Origin of the sequence: Sulfolobus sp. A20 (assembly GCF_001719125.1) — an archaeon.
GTDB lineage: Archaea > Thermoproteota > Thermoprotei_A > Sulfolobales > Sulfolobaceae > Saccharolobus.
In genome coordinates, this window is record NZ_CP017006.1 from 244,429 (window position 1) to 260,281 (window position 15,853).

A 15,853-nucleotide genomic window follows, 5' to 3' on the forward strand; every position below is an offset into this window, starting at 1 on the left:
TACATGAAAGTTTATACGTGTTTTCCAAATTCGTTGCTATATAAATTTAAAAAGGTAAGCTGAATGAAGAAGATTATGAAATACACTGAAACAGCACCTAAACTTTTTATGAATACTGGAACTAGGTTTCCAAGAAGAATTGTATGGGCTGTTGGAGTAGTAAAAAAAGCTTGTGCAAAAGTTAATTCAGATCTAGGACTATTGGATAAAGATATTGCTAATGCAATTATTAAGGCTTCAGAAGAGTTAATGGAGGGAAAATTAGATGATAAGATTGTCTTAGACGTGTTCCAGACTGGATCTGGAACTGGATTAAATATGAACGTTAATGAAGTGATTGCTGAATTAGCTTCAACTTACGCTAAAGTTAAAGTTCATCCTAATGATCATGTAAATTTTGGACAGTCCTCTAATGACACAATGCCAACAACTATGAGAGTGGCAGCTGTAGCTGAGGTTAAGGAAAAATTAATCCCATCTTTGCAAAAAATAATTTCGTCTTTAAATAAAAAGAGTGAAGAATATAAGGATGTTGTCAAAGCAGGAAGAACACACTTGAGAGATGCCCTACCAGTTACGTTAGGGCAAGAACTTTCAGCTTATGCCGATGCTTTCCAACACGAATACGAACAGTTAGTCAATATACTAGAATATGTAAAGGAGTTGCCAATTGGAGGAACAGCCACTGGAACTGGAGCAAATACGCATCCAGAGTTCCAAGAGAGGGTGATAAATGAGATAAATAAGATAACAAGTTTAGGTTTCAAACCAGCTAACAAATTTAGGGCTATGAGATTACTTACAGATTTATTGCTACTCAGCGGATCCTTGAGAAATATTGCAGTGGATCTCTACAGATTAGGGCAGGATATAAGGTTAATGTTTTCTGGTCCATTTGCAGGTTTAAACGAAATTGATCTACCAACACAAGAAGAAATAGCAGGGAGTTCAATAATGCCTGGTAAGACTAATCCGGTCACTGTTGAAGCTTCTTTACTAGTTTCAGCTCAAGTCGTGGGATTAGATCATGCAAATCAGTTTGTATCAATGTTAGGTGAATTTGAATTATCCATGGGAATTCCTTTAATTGGTTATAACATTGTAACGCAAATAAGCTTATTATCCGAAGCTCTAAGCAAATTCTCTACTTTGGTAATTGATGGAATGGTAGCCAATACCGAGAAAATGAAAAGATATGCTGAGTCTTCTCCTGCACTTATTACAGCAATTTCACCAATCATAGGTTACGATAAGGCTTCAGAAATTGGTAAAAAGCTTAATAAAGGTCTTTCAATACGCGAAGCTCTTAGAGAGTTAGGTTATAAAGACGAAGATATCGATAAGATACTTGACCTAAAGAAACTGACAAAACCTGGATTTACTTCAAAATAATTTTAGGGTTTAGCTACACTCACGTTTTTGCACTTAGCTAGGCATTCTGATATATCGATAAATTTCCACTGTGATGAAGGGGAGTAACATTCCCTTACACAATCATCCTCTATTTTTGCTTTAGTCTCCATCTATATCACCATAAAATAATCTTAATAAGGCAAAGAAAAATTTTTCTCTATAAATTCAAATGTATTAGATTATGAAGGAAAAGATAGGGAATTTAGAGCTAGAAGTTGAGGCTATTTTAGAGTTAGATGGTCAAGAGTATAAAGTGGTAAACGTACCATCAGCTGATGAGTATAGAGGCTTTCCACCCTCATGGGAATTCGTCAGAAATCACATGCTAACGTGGAGACCTTATATCAAAGTTAAGTTCATTGAAATAAATAATCAACAGATACCAGCTTTAGGAAATATTTTACTTAATATGGATGAAGAAATGTACGAATTTTTATTTGACCTATATCAAACTTTCAAGGTCAATAAACCAAGTATAGAGACAAACATTAGCACAGTGATAACTAGGCAAATAGAAAAATTAGAGGAAAAAATAGGAAAGACATTTAATGAGGAAGAGAAGACTAAGCTATATATAAGGTTTGGAATAGAGGCATCAATTCTAAGGGATATAGGTGCAATAAATTGAAAATTATAACTTTCGTTGCTGAGGGAAAATTAGATGGAGATAAAGTAACTATTACTTTAGGAAATAATGATTACACTATAGGCTTAATTGGCTCTGATTATCCAACCCCAGAAGAATTTTGCCTCGCCTCCGCCTTATCTTGCCTAATTCTAACAATTTATTATATAGGTAGAGAAAGAGGAATTGAGATAGAGTCTATTGATGGTTTCATTGAAGGAAAACTTGATCCAAGGGGATTCCAAGGAGATAATAATGTTCCTCCTGGCTTACTAGAAGTTAATTATGAGATATCTATAACTAGTAGTGATACGAGAATAAACGAGTTAATTAAAGAAGCTGAGAAAAGATGTCCAATGCGTGACACATTAACGAGAAGTGTCAAAGTGAATATAAAATGGAGAATAAAAAGTTGATTTTATAAATTTTCCTTTAAAAGTATTAAATGGTGACCAAAATGGCTGAGGAAGGAATTCTTAAGGCTGGGGAAAGAGAGATGAGAGAAATAGCTGGATATGTTCAACTTATTCTCGACTCATTAAATGATTTAATTACCAAATATAAAGACGAATTAAAAAACATGGGCATATTAAATAAATTATTAATAGATATGGAGATAATTACAATGCACAAATATAACCCAGAAGTCTATATTACAAGCGGATATTGGGATGATCTAGTTAATATAATAAATTTGATGAAGCAAAACAATAAAATTAGTAATGATCTTTCAGATATAATTAAACTATCGGAAGAAATCAATGAATTGAAGGCTAAACTTTGATTAGCAAATCTGGTAAAGAATCCTTAGCCTTTCTTAAATGTTTTTCTATTTCGCTTTTAGCCAAGGACTTAAAAGGTCCCTTATACCATTCTTTCATCTTCATCCTACTACCACTACCCTCAGTTGCTAAATAAAAATCGAAACCAAACAATATAGTAAATACAGAAACTTTCTGAGAAGCGAGATATCTTATAATATATCTATCTTCATCTAGTTTAAGACTATAAACAGTTAATGGTGTGTCCCAACTAATGACCCATCTAATTCTAAGCTTGTATACTCCCTCCTTCAAAATTGAAACACCTTTAATTTGAGGGATGAAGATAGTTAATATAGCAGGATTCAAAATCTTCTCATAAACTCTTTTTGGAGGCAAAGGAATAAGAATATTAGCCTCATCACTGACAGACCCTCTAAGTTCCACTGCCTTCCTTATTTTAATCAAGTATGTATTATCTTTTTCTGAAGTTTCACAATCATACTCTAATTCTCTACAAACATCGTTAACTATCTGCTTACCCTCGTTATCTACCTTAAATATAATTTCATCTTCATTACTTTGGATATATTGCATGACTAGAAATTTCTTAACATCAACGCTCTTCTCTAATGTTAAATCAACTTCTTTCATACATATTTAATCTTGTTTAAAATATTAAAAATCTATCTCAAAACTTTTATATGAAATCTGGGAGTATGAGATATATTATACCTTCTATATTATACATCCATATCTATAGAACGTACATTAGCCACAAAGTTATACATAATCTTAGCAATTCAATTTTTTATTACAATTAAAGATTTGAGATTTCACTAATTAAGTTAATGAGAAATTTCTCTCTACTATTTAAGTAATTCTATTCACCCTACTAAAAATTTTCGAAAAATTCAGTATACAAAAATGGAATTCTATAATTTTTCAAGATTAAGAAATATGTATTTTTTATGGTAATAATAATAAAAATTTAAACTCCTTTTTATCCCTTCTATTTTGTGAGTAGGAGAGTTGAAACGAACTATAGGAACGAAATCAAGACTATTGTAAGCTTTATGATTCCCCCTCTCTTACTCAGCATTATAATGGTTTTATTATTTAAGGCTATAAAGAGCTTATTCTAAAAGTATGGGATTACTGTCAATGTAAATATGAGTGAAATAGTTATTGGTTACCATGCATAAAATTCCTTAGATAAGTTTTTAACACTTGATAAAAAATATGGTTTAAGATGATGATCGATGGGCGGCAAGAATTATGATGAGCCATTGTAGCACTGATAGAATATTAGTTAAGTTTTTTGTTTTGAATGTTAGATATTTAATTATGATGCTAACTAACAAGTATTCAGAGATTTGGGATCTAATAGTAGGATTAACTAGAAAGGTCAATAAAGAGGCAGATAAAGCTCTAGAAGAGCTAGGTTTATCTTATTTTGAATACAAGGTTATGTGCGCACTAGAGGAAGAAGGTAAGGTTCCTATGAGTAGAGTCGCTGAGAAATACATGCTAACTAAAGCAGGACTTACTAGTATTATAGATAGACTTGAGGAGAAGAATTACGTAACTAGGATAAGAAGTGAGGAAGACCGAAGAGTTATATATGTGGAGCTTACTGATAAGGGACGAGAGAAATTAGCACAAAGCAGAAAAATCTTTGGTGAAGTTATAGAAAGATTTATGAAAAAATTGGATAATAATGAGCTAGATAACTTAGAGAAAATACTTACTAAATTAATTGGGTAACAAGAATTAAAAATTTTTATTATTAATCTTTTCCTTTTTCCTTTGTTTCTTCATCCATAGCCTTAGCTTCTTCAACAGCCTCTTTAGGCTTAACGCTTTCAGGGATTGCTGCTAATAACTCAGAATACGCAACTTCTCCATGTACTGCATAATCACCAATTGCCAATACTTGAGGTGGAGATTGCAAAGGAATAAATAGTCCAATTAATTTTAGCAAGCCAAAAGTTATTGCAAAATCATATACAAATACTATGACCGCAGCTAAAGCTTGAATACCTAATTGATACCAATTACCGTATAATGCTCCTCTTAATCCAGGGGCAATAAACTGAGTTACAGCAGGATTTGCAAAAACTCCGGTTAGCAAACCACCTACAATTCCAGCTATTCCATGAGTAGAAAAGACACCTAAGGTATCGTCCACCTTTAATTTTGGCTCTAACCAATATAAGGCCATCCATGGTATACTACCAGAAGCTATACCGATTAACATTGCCTCCCAACCATTAACGTAACCAGCAGCTGGTGTAATTGCTACTAGACCAGTTATAGCACCACTTGTGGCACCTACAAGAGTAGGCTTTCCGAAAAACTTCATATCCATTAGCATCCAAACTACTGCACTTACTGCAGTAGCAATATTGGTATTAAGCACAGCAATGGCAGCATCAATGGTCGCACCACCTGGATCGCCTCCATTAAATCCGTCCCAACCTAACCATATAAGCCCCGCACCTGCTAATATTAATGGAAGACTATGTGCTTCTAATTTTCTTTCTGAAGCTAGTCTAGGACCTATGGCTAATGCTGCTGCTAATGCACCCACACCCGCATCTACGTGTATCACGTAACCTCCAGAGAAATCTACAGCCCCTAATTGGTTTAACCAACCACCCGCAAATAACCAATACGCTACTGGACTATAAACTAATAAGGACCAGAAAGGAACGAAAACCATCCAGGCTTTAAAGTTCATCCTCTCCAATACTCCACCTGCTAACAATACCGGTGTTATGGCCGCAAATACGAACTGGAAGAATATGTATGTAGAAGTAGGTATGTCCAGTGGTGTACCACTTGGACCGTAAATAGTTTGGGAGGCTTCATATAATCCTTTCCAAGCTGGTAATGGATAACCAAAAATACCGTAGCCATTTATACTTAATAGAGCTGGATGACCAAAACCAAAGTTGTATCCCGCTATAATCCAAACTACTAATACTATTGCAAAAGCATAAAACACCATTAGGGCAGAATTTACCGCATATTTCTTTTTAGATAAACCAGCGTAGTATAGTGCAACACCGGGAACACTTTGTAATCCTACAAATGTAGCAGCAGTAAGCATCCACGCATTACTTCCAGTATCGAGCCAAGATGGAACAGATGCAGGGGGGTAATCTGCAGTTCTATTTAGTATAGACTGAACTGTCTGATTTAATTGTTGTATCTCTGTAGTAGTATTTGTAGAAGTGGAGGAATGACTTATTAATGTAAAAACTAAAATACTGATTAAAGGTATTATTACGAAATATTTTACTCTTTTATCTACCATTCTTCTCGGAGATAATGAGGTAGGAAATCGTTTTAAATATTTCTCATAATATGCATTAAAAGTAGCCATCTATATAGATCTGTTTTTAAAATATTTTTATTGACATTTCCTGAAATGTAGTTCTTGTTTTTAAAATCTTTTCATTTTACTTCCTTAGAAATGTTAATCTTACTTAAAAATTTCTACTTCAGTAAATATCTATATTAATTTATTCACTATATCTTTAATAACTATATTAATTAAACAAGCCATATCTTCTCTAATCTCTGATAAATTTATGTGAAACTCTGTAGGTATTTAGAATCTTGACTAAGAAGATTTTTCTCAGATAAATTTAGCATAAAATTAAAAAACAGTAAACTCAAATTATCTTTAACATTTCTTATACTTAGCCGAAGAGAATAATTGAATATCAAATAAGGCTCACTAGCCATGTAAAGTAAGCTTTAAATTATGAGAAAAGAATAATCAAAGGAGGGCCCGTAGCTTAGCTAGGTAGAGCGCCCGGCTGATAAGGGTGCTCAGAAACCGGGAGGTCGCGGGTTCAAATCCCGCCGGGCCCATGTTGACCACTTTTATCTAAAACCTTATTTAAGTTAAAGATATTTAATGGTCGTATAAACTCCTCTTTAACGTGAAAACAACATATAAAGTAGTTTTCTCGAAGTTATGCTGAGCAAACCTTTTAACTTATTTATTAAGGTAAGTTATAGTAAAATTTTGATTAATAATACGGATAAAAATTGGTATTCCGTCAAATTCATAGTATTTGTGAAATACAATATCCTCTCTCAAGGTAGGAACAGGGATAAAAGCAGGAAAGTTATTGATTTTTAATAAATTATAGTCATTTGATGAAATGTTGTTATAGAACCAACTTGTAATCTCTAATGATCCGATGTTATAAAGTAAATATGAGGTATTAGTGTAGTTTAAAACGAAGTAAGGTAAAATAGTTTTATTTCCAAGATAATATGGAGGAATGTTAAATCCAGTAAATAATCCGTATTCCCAAGAATACCATTTATTAACCAGATAATATGACCCATTATAAATACTATACCAGATATTCCATGACACTATAAACACCAGTTGCATAAAAGCTTGGTATTCACTACCCTCCTTAGAAATTAAGGCAGTGGTATAGTTTAAGGCTGTACTATTACTAACCATTTGCATAGATATTTCGGACGATAATAGTAATAATTCCCAATTTGAGTACCTTTCATCTGTGATATTCGTTGTAAAGTTATAAATTATTGAGTTCAATAACCTATTTAATCCATAATAATATCCTATACACTGTAAATATTTGTTAGCATAATTATTTTTATAAATATAATTAGATGGTACATGATTAAAAACCCAATTAGGTGGAGATTTTAAAATGTGATCTTGTATCGTGAAATTTAGTAAACACTCTATATCTATTACATTGCCCTCGGTTCTCATAATATAATAAGACGATGGAACTATCATTATATAACCTGGATCCCACTGCCTAACCAATTTATTTTCTCCAATATTTATAATATCCTTAGTAGCAACACTGACGTTTATATCGTAAGGAGAATAACTCCACATGGAGAACTGTACATCCCTTGAAAAATTTCTGGCATTCGTAGAGTAAATTATTGAATTATTCGAAATGATAAAGGTTGTAGGCGAAGTGCCATTGAATACAGAAATATTGATAGGGAGGGAAATATCATAGTCGTAAAAAGTATATTTATAATATGTAATCTGCACATTTGGTGGAAAGGTAGGGGAAAAGATAGTAGTATTTCCACGATGTGCTATATTTTCACCAGCACTCAAATTAATTATTATGGGGAGATACAATACCCTTCCATGAAATGGATATTTAATGTTGACTGTTATACTACTAGGTGATACACCATTCACTGTCACACAAATGATATAAGCTGTATATCCTTGATAATAGAATTGTCCATTAACTTCAACGAAAGCTAATACATTAAATATTGCAGAATAACACCATTCTATAGCTCTTGGTGGTTGAGTAAAGAACCACTCAACAGATGAAAGCCAAGCTATGGCGAAGCTCTGAACATAGGTTAGGTTAGAAACGTTATACTCAAACGAATAGTTTAATTGATCATTAGGAGGGTAGGTAACTATAAACGGACTTGCATAAACATCAGATATGTTCAAGTATATCTCACTAACGTTAGGCTGTCCACTGTAGTTATCATAATAATACGGTGTAAGATAATACACTGAAAAATTCTTTCCAATAGTATAATTAGAAAAGAAGCCGGCAAGATTTGCTATAGTCCAGTAAGCAGACGGCGATATTAAACTGGCATTCAAGGAAAGTAAGTGTAAGATCTCATCCTCAATAGGCTTACCTGAAGAGTTATAAATAAAGATGTAATAAGGGTTACTAGATGTTAAGGAACTTTCATTAATCGAAACTGGAAAATCTTTAGCATAAACTAAAGGATCAAATTTGTAAATAGGACCTGACGAGAGAGAAATATAAACTGGAAGAGGAAAGTCAGTAAAAGGTGAATAAATAAGGAAATATATCATGAGAATGTCAATAAGAATTATTGTAATGCCGAATAGAACGCCGTTTCTGATCATCGTCCCCAACTTATAACTATCATTAAAAATAGTTCTCTCTTCAACAAAAGTATTTATAATCACATAAGGCATAAATTAAGTCATGCTTGTCTAGGACGTTGAGAAATTAGGTATCAGTAACAGACTCTAAGCTTTATACATAAAAAACGTCGATATAAAACTATACTTCACTTTCTGACTTCCTCTCGCCATAAATGGCGAGGCTATCATCACTTTGCAACACATAGATAGTCTGAAAAAGGCAATTTAGGTAGAATTTAAAAACTAAAGGTTTAATAAAAACAATGTAGATATATCCAAATACTTTATTTTATGAATGCTTTAACTAATAATCTTTGCTATTAACATGATAGTGATTTGGAATAAGCTTAATAATATTATAAGTGTATTACTCTTCTCAGTTATGCAATCAGCTAAACAAGTGAGAAGATACCTACCTAAAACTACGATTATCGATTTACCTCTAATTCTAGGACTATCATTAATATCAATCTTAATTAGAGTACTAAGTGCTAACTGGCCATTAGCGGTTAATGAATTTGACCCATGGTATCTATTTTATAATGCTTTACTAATAGCACAAGCACATGGCAACTGGTATGCAGTACCTCCAGACGTGTTAGGATGGTGGCCTTGGGGATATTTTATTGAATTAGGGAATACTATTGGGTTACCTTTCCTTGTAGCCTTAGCTTCCTTACCATTTTATCCAGCTTATGGTGTTAATGCCGTCTATACTGTTGCAATATTTTCTGATGTTTTGTTAGCTGGATTGGGAGTTGTAGCGTCTTTCTTGGCCGTAGAATCCCTTACTAATAGCAGATTAGCGGGATATATGGCAGGGGCTATAATAGCAGTGTCTCCTGCATTAACCTATAAGAATTTGTTAGGGGGTCTACCAAAGACATCGTGGGGAGCTGTATTTATACTATTTACAATATTTCTGTTTAACCAGGGTCTAAAGAAGAAGAATATTTGGTACGGAATTCCAGCAGGTGTATTACTATTCTTGGCCGAGATATCTTGGGGAGGATATACTTATATTGACCTTAGTTTATTGGTAGCCGCATTTCTCTTAATTTTGTTAAATAGAAATGACGATATTACCGCAAACCTATATACAGTAACAGTAGCGGTTACAGCGTTTTTAACATCATTAGCCCCCAACAATATAGGGTTCATGTCAGGGTTAGCTCATGGTTTATCAATGCTCTTAATATCAGTAATGCTTTACTTAGACCTCTATCTAAGTAAGGTATTGCCAAAAGATATAGTGGAGTCAAGAAACATAATCGTAATAGCCGTTTTAGCCTTAATCTTTGTATTAGGAATAGCCGGCTTAGTATTAGTCAGACCTTCAGCTCTGCCGATACCGCCTAGATATTACGCTATTATAAATCCATTTTACCAAGTCACTGTGCCTATAGATAAAACGGTAGCAGAATATATACCACAACCAATAACGGCTATGATAGAAGATTTTGGCATAGCTCTATTTATGTCAATTATAGGAATGTATTATTTGATTAGAAAAAGTAACTTAATGGGACTATGGCTACTAATTTTAGGTGTCGCAAGTATATTTGGAACTTCTGAACAGCCATACTTATTTAACTATACTGCATATGTAGTAGCTGCATTAGGTGGACTAGGAATATATTATGTAGTTGATGGCTTGCTAAAGGGGATCAAAAACGGAAATGGTGGAAAAATATTAGCAATAACTATTTTAGCAATAGTAGGTATCTCATTAGTTGCTGATGCAGGATTTGCAACCCTAGCTAGTAATGAGCCCCCTGCAATTACAAACGCAGCCACAAGCTTTTTGACGACCAACTACTCTTGGGTTAGCGCGGTAAATTGGATAAGAACACATTCTCCACAAAACGCTTATATTTTAAGCTGGTGGGATTACGGTTATTGGCTAGAAGTACTAACTAATAAGAGTGTAATAGATGAAAATAATACGCTAAATGGCACTCAAATCAGGTTAATGGCTGAGATGTTCTTAAACAACGAAACGTTTGCAGCGACTGTTTTAGAAAAGGACTTTCACATCTACCCATATGGCAGTCCAAATTATACAATCCCAACTTATATAGTAGCTTACGACGCAGTAACATCTGTAATATCGGGAGGTCAATTACAGTGGTATATAGGCTATCCACCAGATCTTCCAGGACCATTCTTAGGATATACGACTAGTCTCGGAGATATAGGTAAGGCTATGGGAGCTATGACCACTATAGCTGGTTACCCGCTAAATGAATACGTGAACCTAACCGAAATAAATGACAGTATAACCCAAATAATAAACACATATGCCTCAACAGATCCAACATTTGCTCAAGAGTTAGCAAATCAAATATCTCAAGCTGAACCATTTGCTTGGACACCTAAGGCTTATAACTCATTAATAGTACAAATGTTCACTGAAGCGTTATATCAAACTGGCTATGGAATACCCATAGCACCATTTACAACCCAAATAGTTCCGACTTCAAGCAGCGGCTATGCTATAACTGGGGAACCATTACCTCATGTACAATTACTTTATTTCCAACCTGCTTATATTGCATTATTCCCGGTGACTAATGGTGGTTCAGGAAGTGTATTTTACACAGTTTACATAATGGTAGTAGTATATCAATTCGTACAACCTGGAGTAATATTAAAGCCTACAGTAGTTATTAACAGTTAAGTTTAATTCCTTTTTTTAGTTCTATCCTATATTTTACATATTTATCTTGGGGAGAAAATCTTGGAGGGTGAGGAAAAATTGTTTTAGAACCACAAATCGGGCAATTCTCTTTTAAAGTATATATGTTATCTTTCTCACATTTTCTCATTTTCCACTTCATTTCTTAATCACGCTTATCTCAACTTTTTCCTCTTTGCCTATTTTAATCAAGTTAGATATAAGCTCATTTAGAGCTTGACTTGACTCTTTAGGATCAGTACCTATCACATCCACTCTATACCTAGGAGCTCCTATAGTATAGATTTTTATACTTAATATATTATTATAATTACTATCCCCCTTAATTGTTTCTAGAGCTTTTGTTATCACCTCTTTAATTCTGTTAACTCCTAACGAATCAAGTGTTCTAACCGTTATAACTTCGGAAACTTTTACTCTCTTTTCTTCAACATGCTTTGACGCCTCTTCTAATAATGGCTTAATCCACATCTCTTGAACTCCAGCTTCAATGAGAACTTTTTCTCCCTCTTTTACAGCCTTATCTATAGCTAACATGGGATCTCCGTATTTGGAAGCTAACTTCCAAGCAACTTGTTCCCATGCCTCCTTTTCATTAACTTTTAGTTTTTGTGATACTATTTCTAATATTTTATCTAGCCTCTGAATTCTTTTCCACTGTATCATTTTCTTCTTTCTTTCGTCATCATTAACTTTTTTCAATGACACGTCTACAGTGTTTTTCCTTCTATCAACTCTTATTACCTTTACTACTACTTTCATATTCTCCTTGAGTACATCATTTATGTTCTTTACCCACTTACTACTAACTTCACTCCAAGGCAAATAGGCTTGCATATTTCCATATTCGTCCAAAGACAAATAACTACCGTAATCAAAAACCTGCTTAACTGTACCTATTACAATTTCTCCTTCCGATGGGAGTTTATTCCTGTTATAAATCATTTCCTTTAACCCATTATTCTAACTACTTCTCCGGCTATTTTTGCTTTACCACCTTGTGGATAAACTAGTTGAGTTCCACAACTCAAACATCTAACGGGAAAAGTGGCATTAGAAAATATAGTTTGCTCATTTTCACAATTTGGACATTTCACTCTTACGAACTTACTCTTAGGTTCTGGAATTAGAATCTTAAATTTTTTCATCACTTAGCCACCTCTACTAATTCAAGCTTCTTAACTCTTATTCCCTCTTTTACAATCGTGTAACCACATTTACTACACTTCAACAATAACGTTTGCTTTTTAGTAGTCTTAGCGAACCTCTTTTGCTCTGGCTTCCTCTTACTTCCATAACCTACATTTTTCCTCTCATATCTCCTCTGCCCCTCAGCTAAACTTCTTCTCTTACCGCTCTTATAAAGAGATACTGAATGCTGAGTCTGAGTCTTACATTTGGGGCAATACGTGTTGATGACCTTAGGGACTTTCATTATTACCCACCATTATCTATTTTAAATGGAGTTAAATAACTTGCTATAATCAATGGTAAGGCTTCCTTTATGCTTAAGAAAACTATATCACCCTCTTCTAGCTTATAATCATCTATCATAACGTTCTTTACAACCTTACAATATATTTTATCATTATAAACTATATACTGACCCGTAAATAAAAAAATGTAGAATTGTTTAATTAAATTAACTACACTAATTATATCTGCATCAAAGCCCTTAGCTACCTTACCTTCAAGGACCTTAGATAATCTAACTTCAAACAACGACTCTGCTAATTCTGACAATAATTTTAATTCCTCTTCTCTTATATCTCTGTCAACTAATATACTAGATTTCTTTATTAGTAGAATATATTTTTTGAACTCTTCTTCGCTAATTTCTGTAATGTCCTCTTGAGATAATTCTCTTCTCAAGATTTCATCTAACATATCCCTTCACCTCACCTAAACTTTTCAAATGTAAATAAACTCCTACACCTGCCTCGAGCTTTATAGGAATACCTCTTTGTAACTTAATAACCCTACCCAATGCTTCTGTCTCAATATTAATATAAGGCAAAAAAACAACAAACCCGCTGAAAGGAGATAAGCTTTCATCTAAACTGAATCTATCCAGCGATTTCAACTCTTTCACAATAAGTCCAGATTTACCATGAATGGAATTTGGAATTCTTACTAACCTCTTAGTATCTATCGTCACTTGCTCATCTATTGAGATTACCTTCTTTTCCCTGCCAGCCCATCCCGGACCCTCATCATATTCAGGCAAATCTACTCCCATCACGTATTCAGCTATTTGTCTTCTATCTTCAGAGTCTAGTAAAGCACAATCATCATAACATTCAACATGAACGTGAAAACCCCTATTACCAGAAAAATAAACTTTAGGTTTAAAGCTGAAATCGTTCTCTAGAACATTGACTAACCTTCTAGCTTCCTCCAGACCCCTGCTAATACATTCATTAGTCATTTCAACATACTCTAAAGCCTCAACGTTATCCCTCTCGCACCTATCTCCTTCAACAAGGTTACCACAAACTGGACAGAACTTAACTCTTCTTAAATTACATAGATGATCTGCATCTATATCGAATAGCAAATCTGATCCCATCCAACCTTTTTCATCCATGTTTTTCGCACTGGGCAATTGATATCTAGCTGAGGAATAAAATAAGTGAAGAGGAACATTAACGTTTGTAATATATTCCCTTAATTCTTCAACGTTGTTAAAAGATAAATGCCTAATATAAGTGTCAATTCCGAAGGGCTGTAAAGCGAATTCCCTCAATTCTATATCATTAGGCAATTCAAGCTTAGCGTTTAAATAGTATTGCCTAAAAAGTGACTTGACTAAATTACTCTGCCCTTGGTGCAATATAGAAATCCCCATGACCGCCTTGAGGTAATTCAAAGTGTAACTTCAATGGTATTTGTGAACCAAAGGCCAATTCCATGGTATCTGATGCTCTTCTCATCTTAGTGGTATTGCTCACATATTCCATTCCATATACACTAGAGGAATCAGCTCCAGAAGCTTCTAGTAGTGTGCCACCTTCTGTTGATAACTCAACTTTAGATGTTGCTATATCTCCAGTGACTTCAAAATATAATTTATTATCTTTAGAACTAATCGTAATTGTTTCTCCTAAGTCACTGAGCTCCTCAATAATATCAGCAAAGGTTATAGTGAGTAACTTTGCCTTAAAGGGAAACTCCAAGTTAACTGATGGAGGTTGAGATGTCTCAACTTTTATTAGAGGCAATTCGAAAACCCTTTTAAAATCTCCTTCTAGAGATAACAGTAACTTTGACTCAGTTGATGAAACAATTAATGACTCATCCTTCTGAACTCTCCTCAAAATGTCATTTAAGTCGTCTAACTTAAATCCCAAAGTTTCACTTTCATTATCTAACTTAAAATCTTCAAAGTAGCTCGACGGCAAAAAGATGTCTAAAAAGACAACCCTCGACGGGTCTATTCCGCTTACTCTCATACCCTCCTTATTTACTATAAAATTAGCTTCGTCTAGGAAATCCCCTACTGTTCTGATTATGTAGGAAAAGGCTGATGCATCAATTACTTTAGCATACATAACAATATTAAAAACGAAAAACAACTAATAAAGCTATAATCTAGGATTTGGTTCTTCTGTCAAGTAATCTTCTCCTCCAGCAACTACTCTCTGAATACTGGCATATAATTCATCATATCCTTTACCTTCTTCTGAAGAAACTGGTATAATAGGCGATGATAAGTTCTCTAAAAGTAAGTTTACCAACTCTATTGAGTATTCATCAATTTTTCCTAACTCGTCTATTAAATTTTCTGCATTCTCACTCCAGCTCAAGATTTTATTCAACTCATCATCCTTTAATAGATCCGCTTTACTTAACACGTTTATTATTGGTATATTAAGCCTAAATTTTATAGAACTGGATAGAAGTAATAAGGATATAAAGCTTCTAGCCTCTTTAGCAAGATAAGAGTCGAATAAAAATAGACCTAGAGACTTATTGTTTCCCGTTATAAGTTGCGAAACTATTCTCCCGGTATCCCTATAAGCGAACAATTCAATTTGACCAGGTGTATCAACAATAACGTAATTTGCCTCAATTTGGTCTATTTCAGATTTTATTTCAGATGCCCTAGTCAATATTAAATCGACTGATGCTATTAAGGCTGAATTAGGTCCTAAATTATATCTCTCCATGACCTCAAACGCGTCAACGTAATCTCTCACATCGAAGTCTGGTCTATAAGGCAAGGATTCCACAGCGGGGTCTAAATTTATAACTGCTGTATCCATTTCATTATCAAGCAAATACTCTTGAAGAGTTTTAGTTAAGATAGTCTTTCCAGATCCTGCTGTTCCAAGTATAAATATGAAATACATCCTTTTACACTCCAGTTTTAATCTTAAAAACTTCTCCCTCAACATAAATAA

18 protein-coding genes and 1 tRNA gene are annotated in these 15,853 nt (G+C 33.9%); 7 read left to right on the top strand and 12 right to left on the bottom strand.

Annotated features, from left to right (window positions below):
- Positions 1 to 75 precede the first annotated feature (75 nt).
- On the top strand, positions 76 to 1,392 hold the full coding sequence (locus tag BFU36_RS01195) for a class II fumarate hydratase (protein WP_069284523.1): 1,317 nt from the start codon (positions 76 to 78) through the stop codon (positions 1,390 to 1,392).
- Positions 1,393 to 1,394: 2 nt separating this feature from the next.
- On the opposite strand, the gene BFU36_RS14385 is transcribed toward BFU36_RS01195, so the two are convergent.
- A complete protein-coding gene (locus tag BFU36_RS14385) occupies positions 1,395 to 1,523 on the bottom strand; it encodes a hypothetical protein (RefSeq protein WP_255446798.1) in 129 nt (42 codons plus the stop codon).
- 71 nt (positions 1,524 to 1,594) lie between these two features.
- On the opposite strand from BFU36_RS14385, the gene BFU36_RS01200 reads away from it, so the two are divergent.
- Genes BFU36_RS01200 through BFU36_RS01210 form a run of 3 tightly spaced genes read left to right on the top strand, consistent with a single transcriptional unit; the run spans position 1,595 to position 2,822 of the window.
- Positions 1,595 to 2,041: a hypothetical protein gene (locus BFU36_RS01200; protein ID WP_069281578.1), complete on the top strand. Its 447-nt coding sequence runs from the start codon at positions 1,595 to 1,597 to the stop codon at positions 2,039 to 2,041.
- Positions 2,038 to 2,454: an OsmC family protein gene (locus BFU36_RS01205; protein ID WP_069281579.1), complete on the top strand. Its 417-nt coding sequence runs from the start codon at positions 2,038 to 2,040 to the stop codon at positions 2,452 to 2,454. The genes BFU36_RS01200 and BFU36_RS01205 overlap by 4 nt, the downstream gene beginning before the upstream one ends.
- 41 nt (positions 2,455 to 2,495) lie before the next feature.
- A complete protein-coding gene (locus BFU36_RS01210) occupies positions 2,496 to 2,822 on the top strand; it encodes a hypothetical protein (RefSeq protein ID WP_069281580.1) in 327 nt (108 codons plus the stop codon).
- On the opposite strand, the gene BFU36_RS01215 is transcribed toward BFU36_RS01210, so the two are convergent.
- The gene (locus tag BFU36_RS01215; RefSeq protein ID WP_069281581.1) at positions 2,812 to 3,453 is read right to left on the bottom strand and encodes an SRPBCC family protein; all 642 of its coding nucleotides are present in this window, start codon (positions 3,451 to 3,453) and stop codon (positions 2,812 to 2,814) included. The two genes, BFU36_RS01210 and BFU36_RS01215, sit on opposite strands and share 11 nt — an antisense overlap.
- Before the next feature lie 651 nt (positions 3,454 to 4,104).
- Between BFU36_RS01215 and BFU36_RS01220 the strand changes: the two genes are divergently transcribed.
- On the top strand, positions 4,105 to 4,566 hold the full coding sequence (locus tag BFU36_RS01220; protein WP_409349234.1) for a MarR family winged helix-turn-helix transcriptional regulator: 462 nt from the start codon (positions 4,105 to 4,107) through the stop codon (positions 4,564 to 4,566).
- Between the two features lie 22 nt (positions 4,567 to 4,588).
- Here the strand turns inward: BFU36_RS01220 and BFU36_RS01225 are convergent, their stop codons facing one another.
- A complete protein-coding gene (locus tag BFU36_RS01225; RefSeq protein WP_069284525.1) occupies positions 4,589 to 6,121 on the bottom strand; it encodes an ammonium transporter in 1,533 nt (510 codons plus the stop codon).
- A 476-nt stretch (positions 6,122 to 6,597) separates the two neighbouring features.
- Here BFU36_RS01225 and BFU36_RS01230 point away from each other — a divergent pair.
- Positions 6,598 to 6,684, top strand: a tRNA-Ile gene (locus BFU36_RS01230).
- Between the two features lie 127 nt (positions 6,685 to 6,811).
- Here the strand turns inward: BFU36_RS01230 and BFU36_RS01235 are convergent.
- Entirely contained in the window at positions 6,812 to 8,731 is a 1,920-nt protein-coding gene (locus BFU36_RS01235; protein ID WP_069284526.1) for a hypothetical protein, read from the bottom strand.
- A 403-nt stretch (positions 8,732 to 9,134) separates the two neighbouring features.
- Here BFU36_RS01235 and BFU36_RS01240 point away from each other — a divergent pair, with 403 nt between their 5' ends.
- Positions 9,135 to 11,432: an STT3 domain-containing protein gene (locus BFU36_RS01240; RefSeq protein WP_069284527.1), complete on the top strand. Its 2,298-nt coding sequence runs from the start codon at positions 9,135 to 9,137 to the stop codon at positions 11,430 to 11,432.
- Here the strand turns inward: BFU36_RS01240 and BFU36_RS01245 are convergent.
- From BFU36_RS01245 to BFU36_RS01280, 8 genes are read right to left on the bottom strand one after another with little or no spacing between them, the layout of a single operon-like run.
- Positions 11,422 to 11,592, bottom strand: a complete 171-nt coding sequence (locus BFU36_RS01245) for an RNA-protein complex protein Nop10 (protein ID WP_069281585.1) — start codon at positions 11,590 to 11,592, stop codon at positions 11,422 to 11,424. The two genes, BFU36_RS01240 and BFU36_RS01245, sit on opposite strands and share 11 nt — an antisense overlap.
- Positions 11,589 to 12,395, bottom strand: a complete 807-nt coding sequence (locus tag BFU36_RS01250; RefSeq protein ID WP_069281587.1) for a translation initiation factor IF-2 subunit alpha — start codon at positions 12,393 to 12,395, stop codon at positions 11,589 to 11,591. Before BFU36_RS01250 ends, BFU36_RS01245 begins: the two co-directional genes overlap by 4 nt.
- A 5-nt stretch (positions 12,396 to 12,400) precedes the next feature.
- On the bottom strand, positions 12,401 to 12,601 hold the full coding sequence (locus BFU36_RS01255) for a 30S ribosomal protein S27e (protein WP_185957872.1): 201 nt from the start codon (positions 12,599 to 12,601) through the stop codon (positions 12,401 to 12,403).
- Entirely contained in the window at positions 12,598 to 12,885 is a 288-nt protein-coding gene (locus BFU36_RS01260; RefSeq protein WP_069281590.1) for a 50S ribosomal protein L44e, read from the bottom strand. The genes BFU36_RS01255 and BFU36_RS01260 overlap by 4 nt, the downstream gene beginning before the upstream one ends.
- A 2-nt stretch (positions 12,886 to 12,887) precedes the next feature.
- The gene (locus tag BFU36_RS01265; protein WP_069281592.1) at positions 12,888 to 13,337 is read right to left on the bottom strand and encodes a hypothetical protein; all 450 of its coding nucleotides are present in this window, start codon (positions 13,335 to 13,337) and stop codon (positions 12,888 to 12,890) included.
- On the bottom strand, positions 13,327 to 14,298 hold the full coding sequence (gene priS, locus BFU36_RS01270) for a DNA primase small subunit PriS (RefSeq protein ID WP_069281593.1): 972 nt from the start codon (positions 14,296 to 14,298) through the stop codon (positions 13,327 to 13,329). Before priS ends, BFU36_RS01265 begins: the two co-directional genes overlap by 11 nt.
- A complete protein-coding gene (locus BFU36_RS01275) occupies positions 14,264 to 15,001 on the bottom strand; it encodes a DNA polymerase sliding clamp (RefSeq protein ID WP_069281595.1) in 738 nt (245 codons plus the stop codon). Before BFU36_RS01275 ends, priS begins: the two co-directional genes overlap by 35 nt.
- Positions 15,002 to 15,034: 33 nt before the next feature.
- The gene (locus BFU36_RS01280; RefSeq protein ID WP_069284528.1) at positions 15,035 to 15,802 is read right to left on the bottom strand and encodes an ATP/GTP-binding protein; all 768 of its coding nucleotides are present in this window, start codon (positions 15,800 to 15,802) and stop codon (positions 15,035 to 15,037) included.
- Positions 15,803 to 15,853: the final 51 nt, after the last annotated feature.

Excerpts from the sequence above, each read along its gene's own strand:
- BFU36_RS01195 (WP_069284523.1), top strand. The coding sequence starts at position 76 with ATGAAATACACTGAAACAGCACCTAAACTTTTTATGAATACTGGAACT.
- BFU36_RS14385 (WP_255446798.1), bottom strand. The coding sequence starts at position 1,523 with ATGGAGACTAAAGCAAAAATAGAGGATGATTGTGTAAGGGAATGTTAC.
- BFU36_RS01200 (WP_069281578.1), top strand. The coding sequence starts at position 1,595 with ATGAAGGAAAAGATAGGGAATTTAGAGCTAGAAGTTGAGGCTATTTTA.
- BFU36_RS01210 (WP_069281580.1), top strand. The coding sequence starts at position 2,496 with ATGGCTGAGGAAGGAATTCTTAAGGCTGGGGAAAGAGAGATGAGAGAA.
- BFU36_RS01215 (WP_069281581.1), bottom strand. The coding sequence starts at position 3,453 with ATGAAAGAAGTTGATTTAACATTAGAGAAGAGCGTTGATGTTAAGAAA.
- BFU36_RS01225 (WP_069284525.1), bottom strand. The coding sequence starts at position 6,121 with ATGGTAGATAAAAGAGTAAAATATTTCGTAATAATACCTTTAATCAGT.
- BFU36_RS01235 (WP_069284526.1), bottom strand. The coding sequence starts at position 8,731 with ATGATCAGAAACGGCGTTCTATTCGGCATTACAATAATTCTTATTGAC.
- BFU36_RS01240 (WP_069284527.1), top strand. The coding sequence starts at position 9,135 with ATGCAATCAGCTAAACAAGTGAGAAGATACCTACCTAAAACTACGATT.
- BFU36_RS01245 (WP_069281585.1), bottom strand. The coding sequence starts at position 11,592 with ATGAAGTGGAAAATGAGAAAATGTGAGAAAGATAACATATATACTTTA.
- BFU36_RS01250 (WP_069281587.1), bottom strand. The coding sequence starts at position 12,395 with ATGATTTATAACAGGAATAAACTCCCATCGGAAGGAGAAATTGTAATA.
- BFU36_RS01260 (WP_069281590.1), bottom strand. The coding sequence starts at position 12,885 with ATGAAAGTCCCTAAGGTCATCAACACGTATTGCCCCAAATGTAAGACT.
- BFU36_RS01265 (WP_069281592.1), bottom strand. The coding sequence starts at position 13,337 with ATGTTAGATGAAATCTTGAGAAGAGAATTATCTCAAGAGGACATTACA.
- priS (WP_069281593.1), bottom strand. The coding sequence starts at position 14,298 with ATGGGGATTTCTATATTGCACCAAGGGCAGAGTAATTTAGTCAAGTCA.
- BFU36_RS01275 (WP_069281595.1), bottom strand. The coding sequence starts at position 15,001 with ATGTATGCTAAAGTAATTGATGCATCAGCCTTTTCCTACATAATCAGA.
- BFU36_RS01280 (WP_069284528.1), bottom strand. The coding sequence starts at position 15,802 with ATGTATTTCATATTTATACTTGGAACAGCAGGATCTGGAAAGACTATC.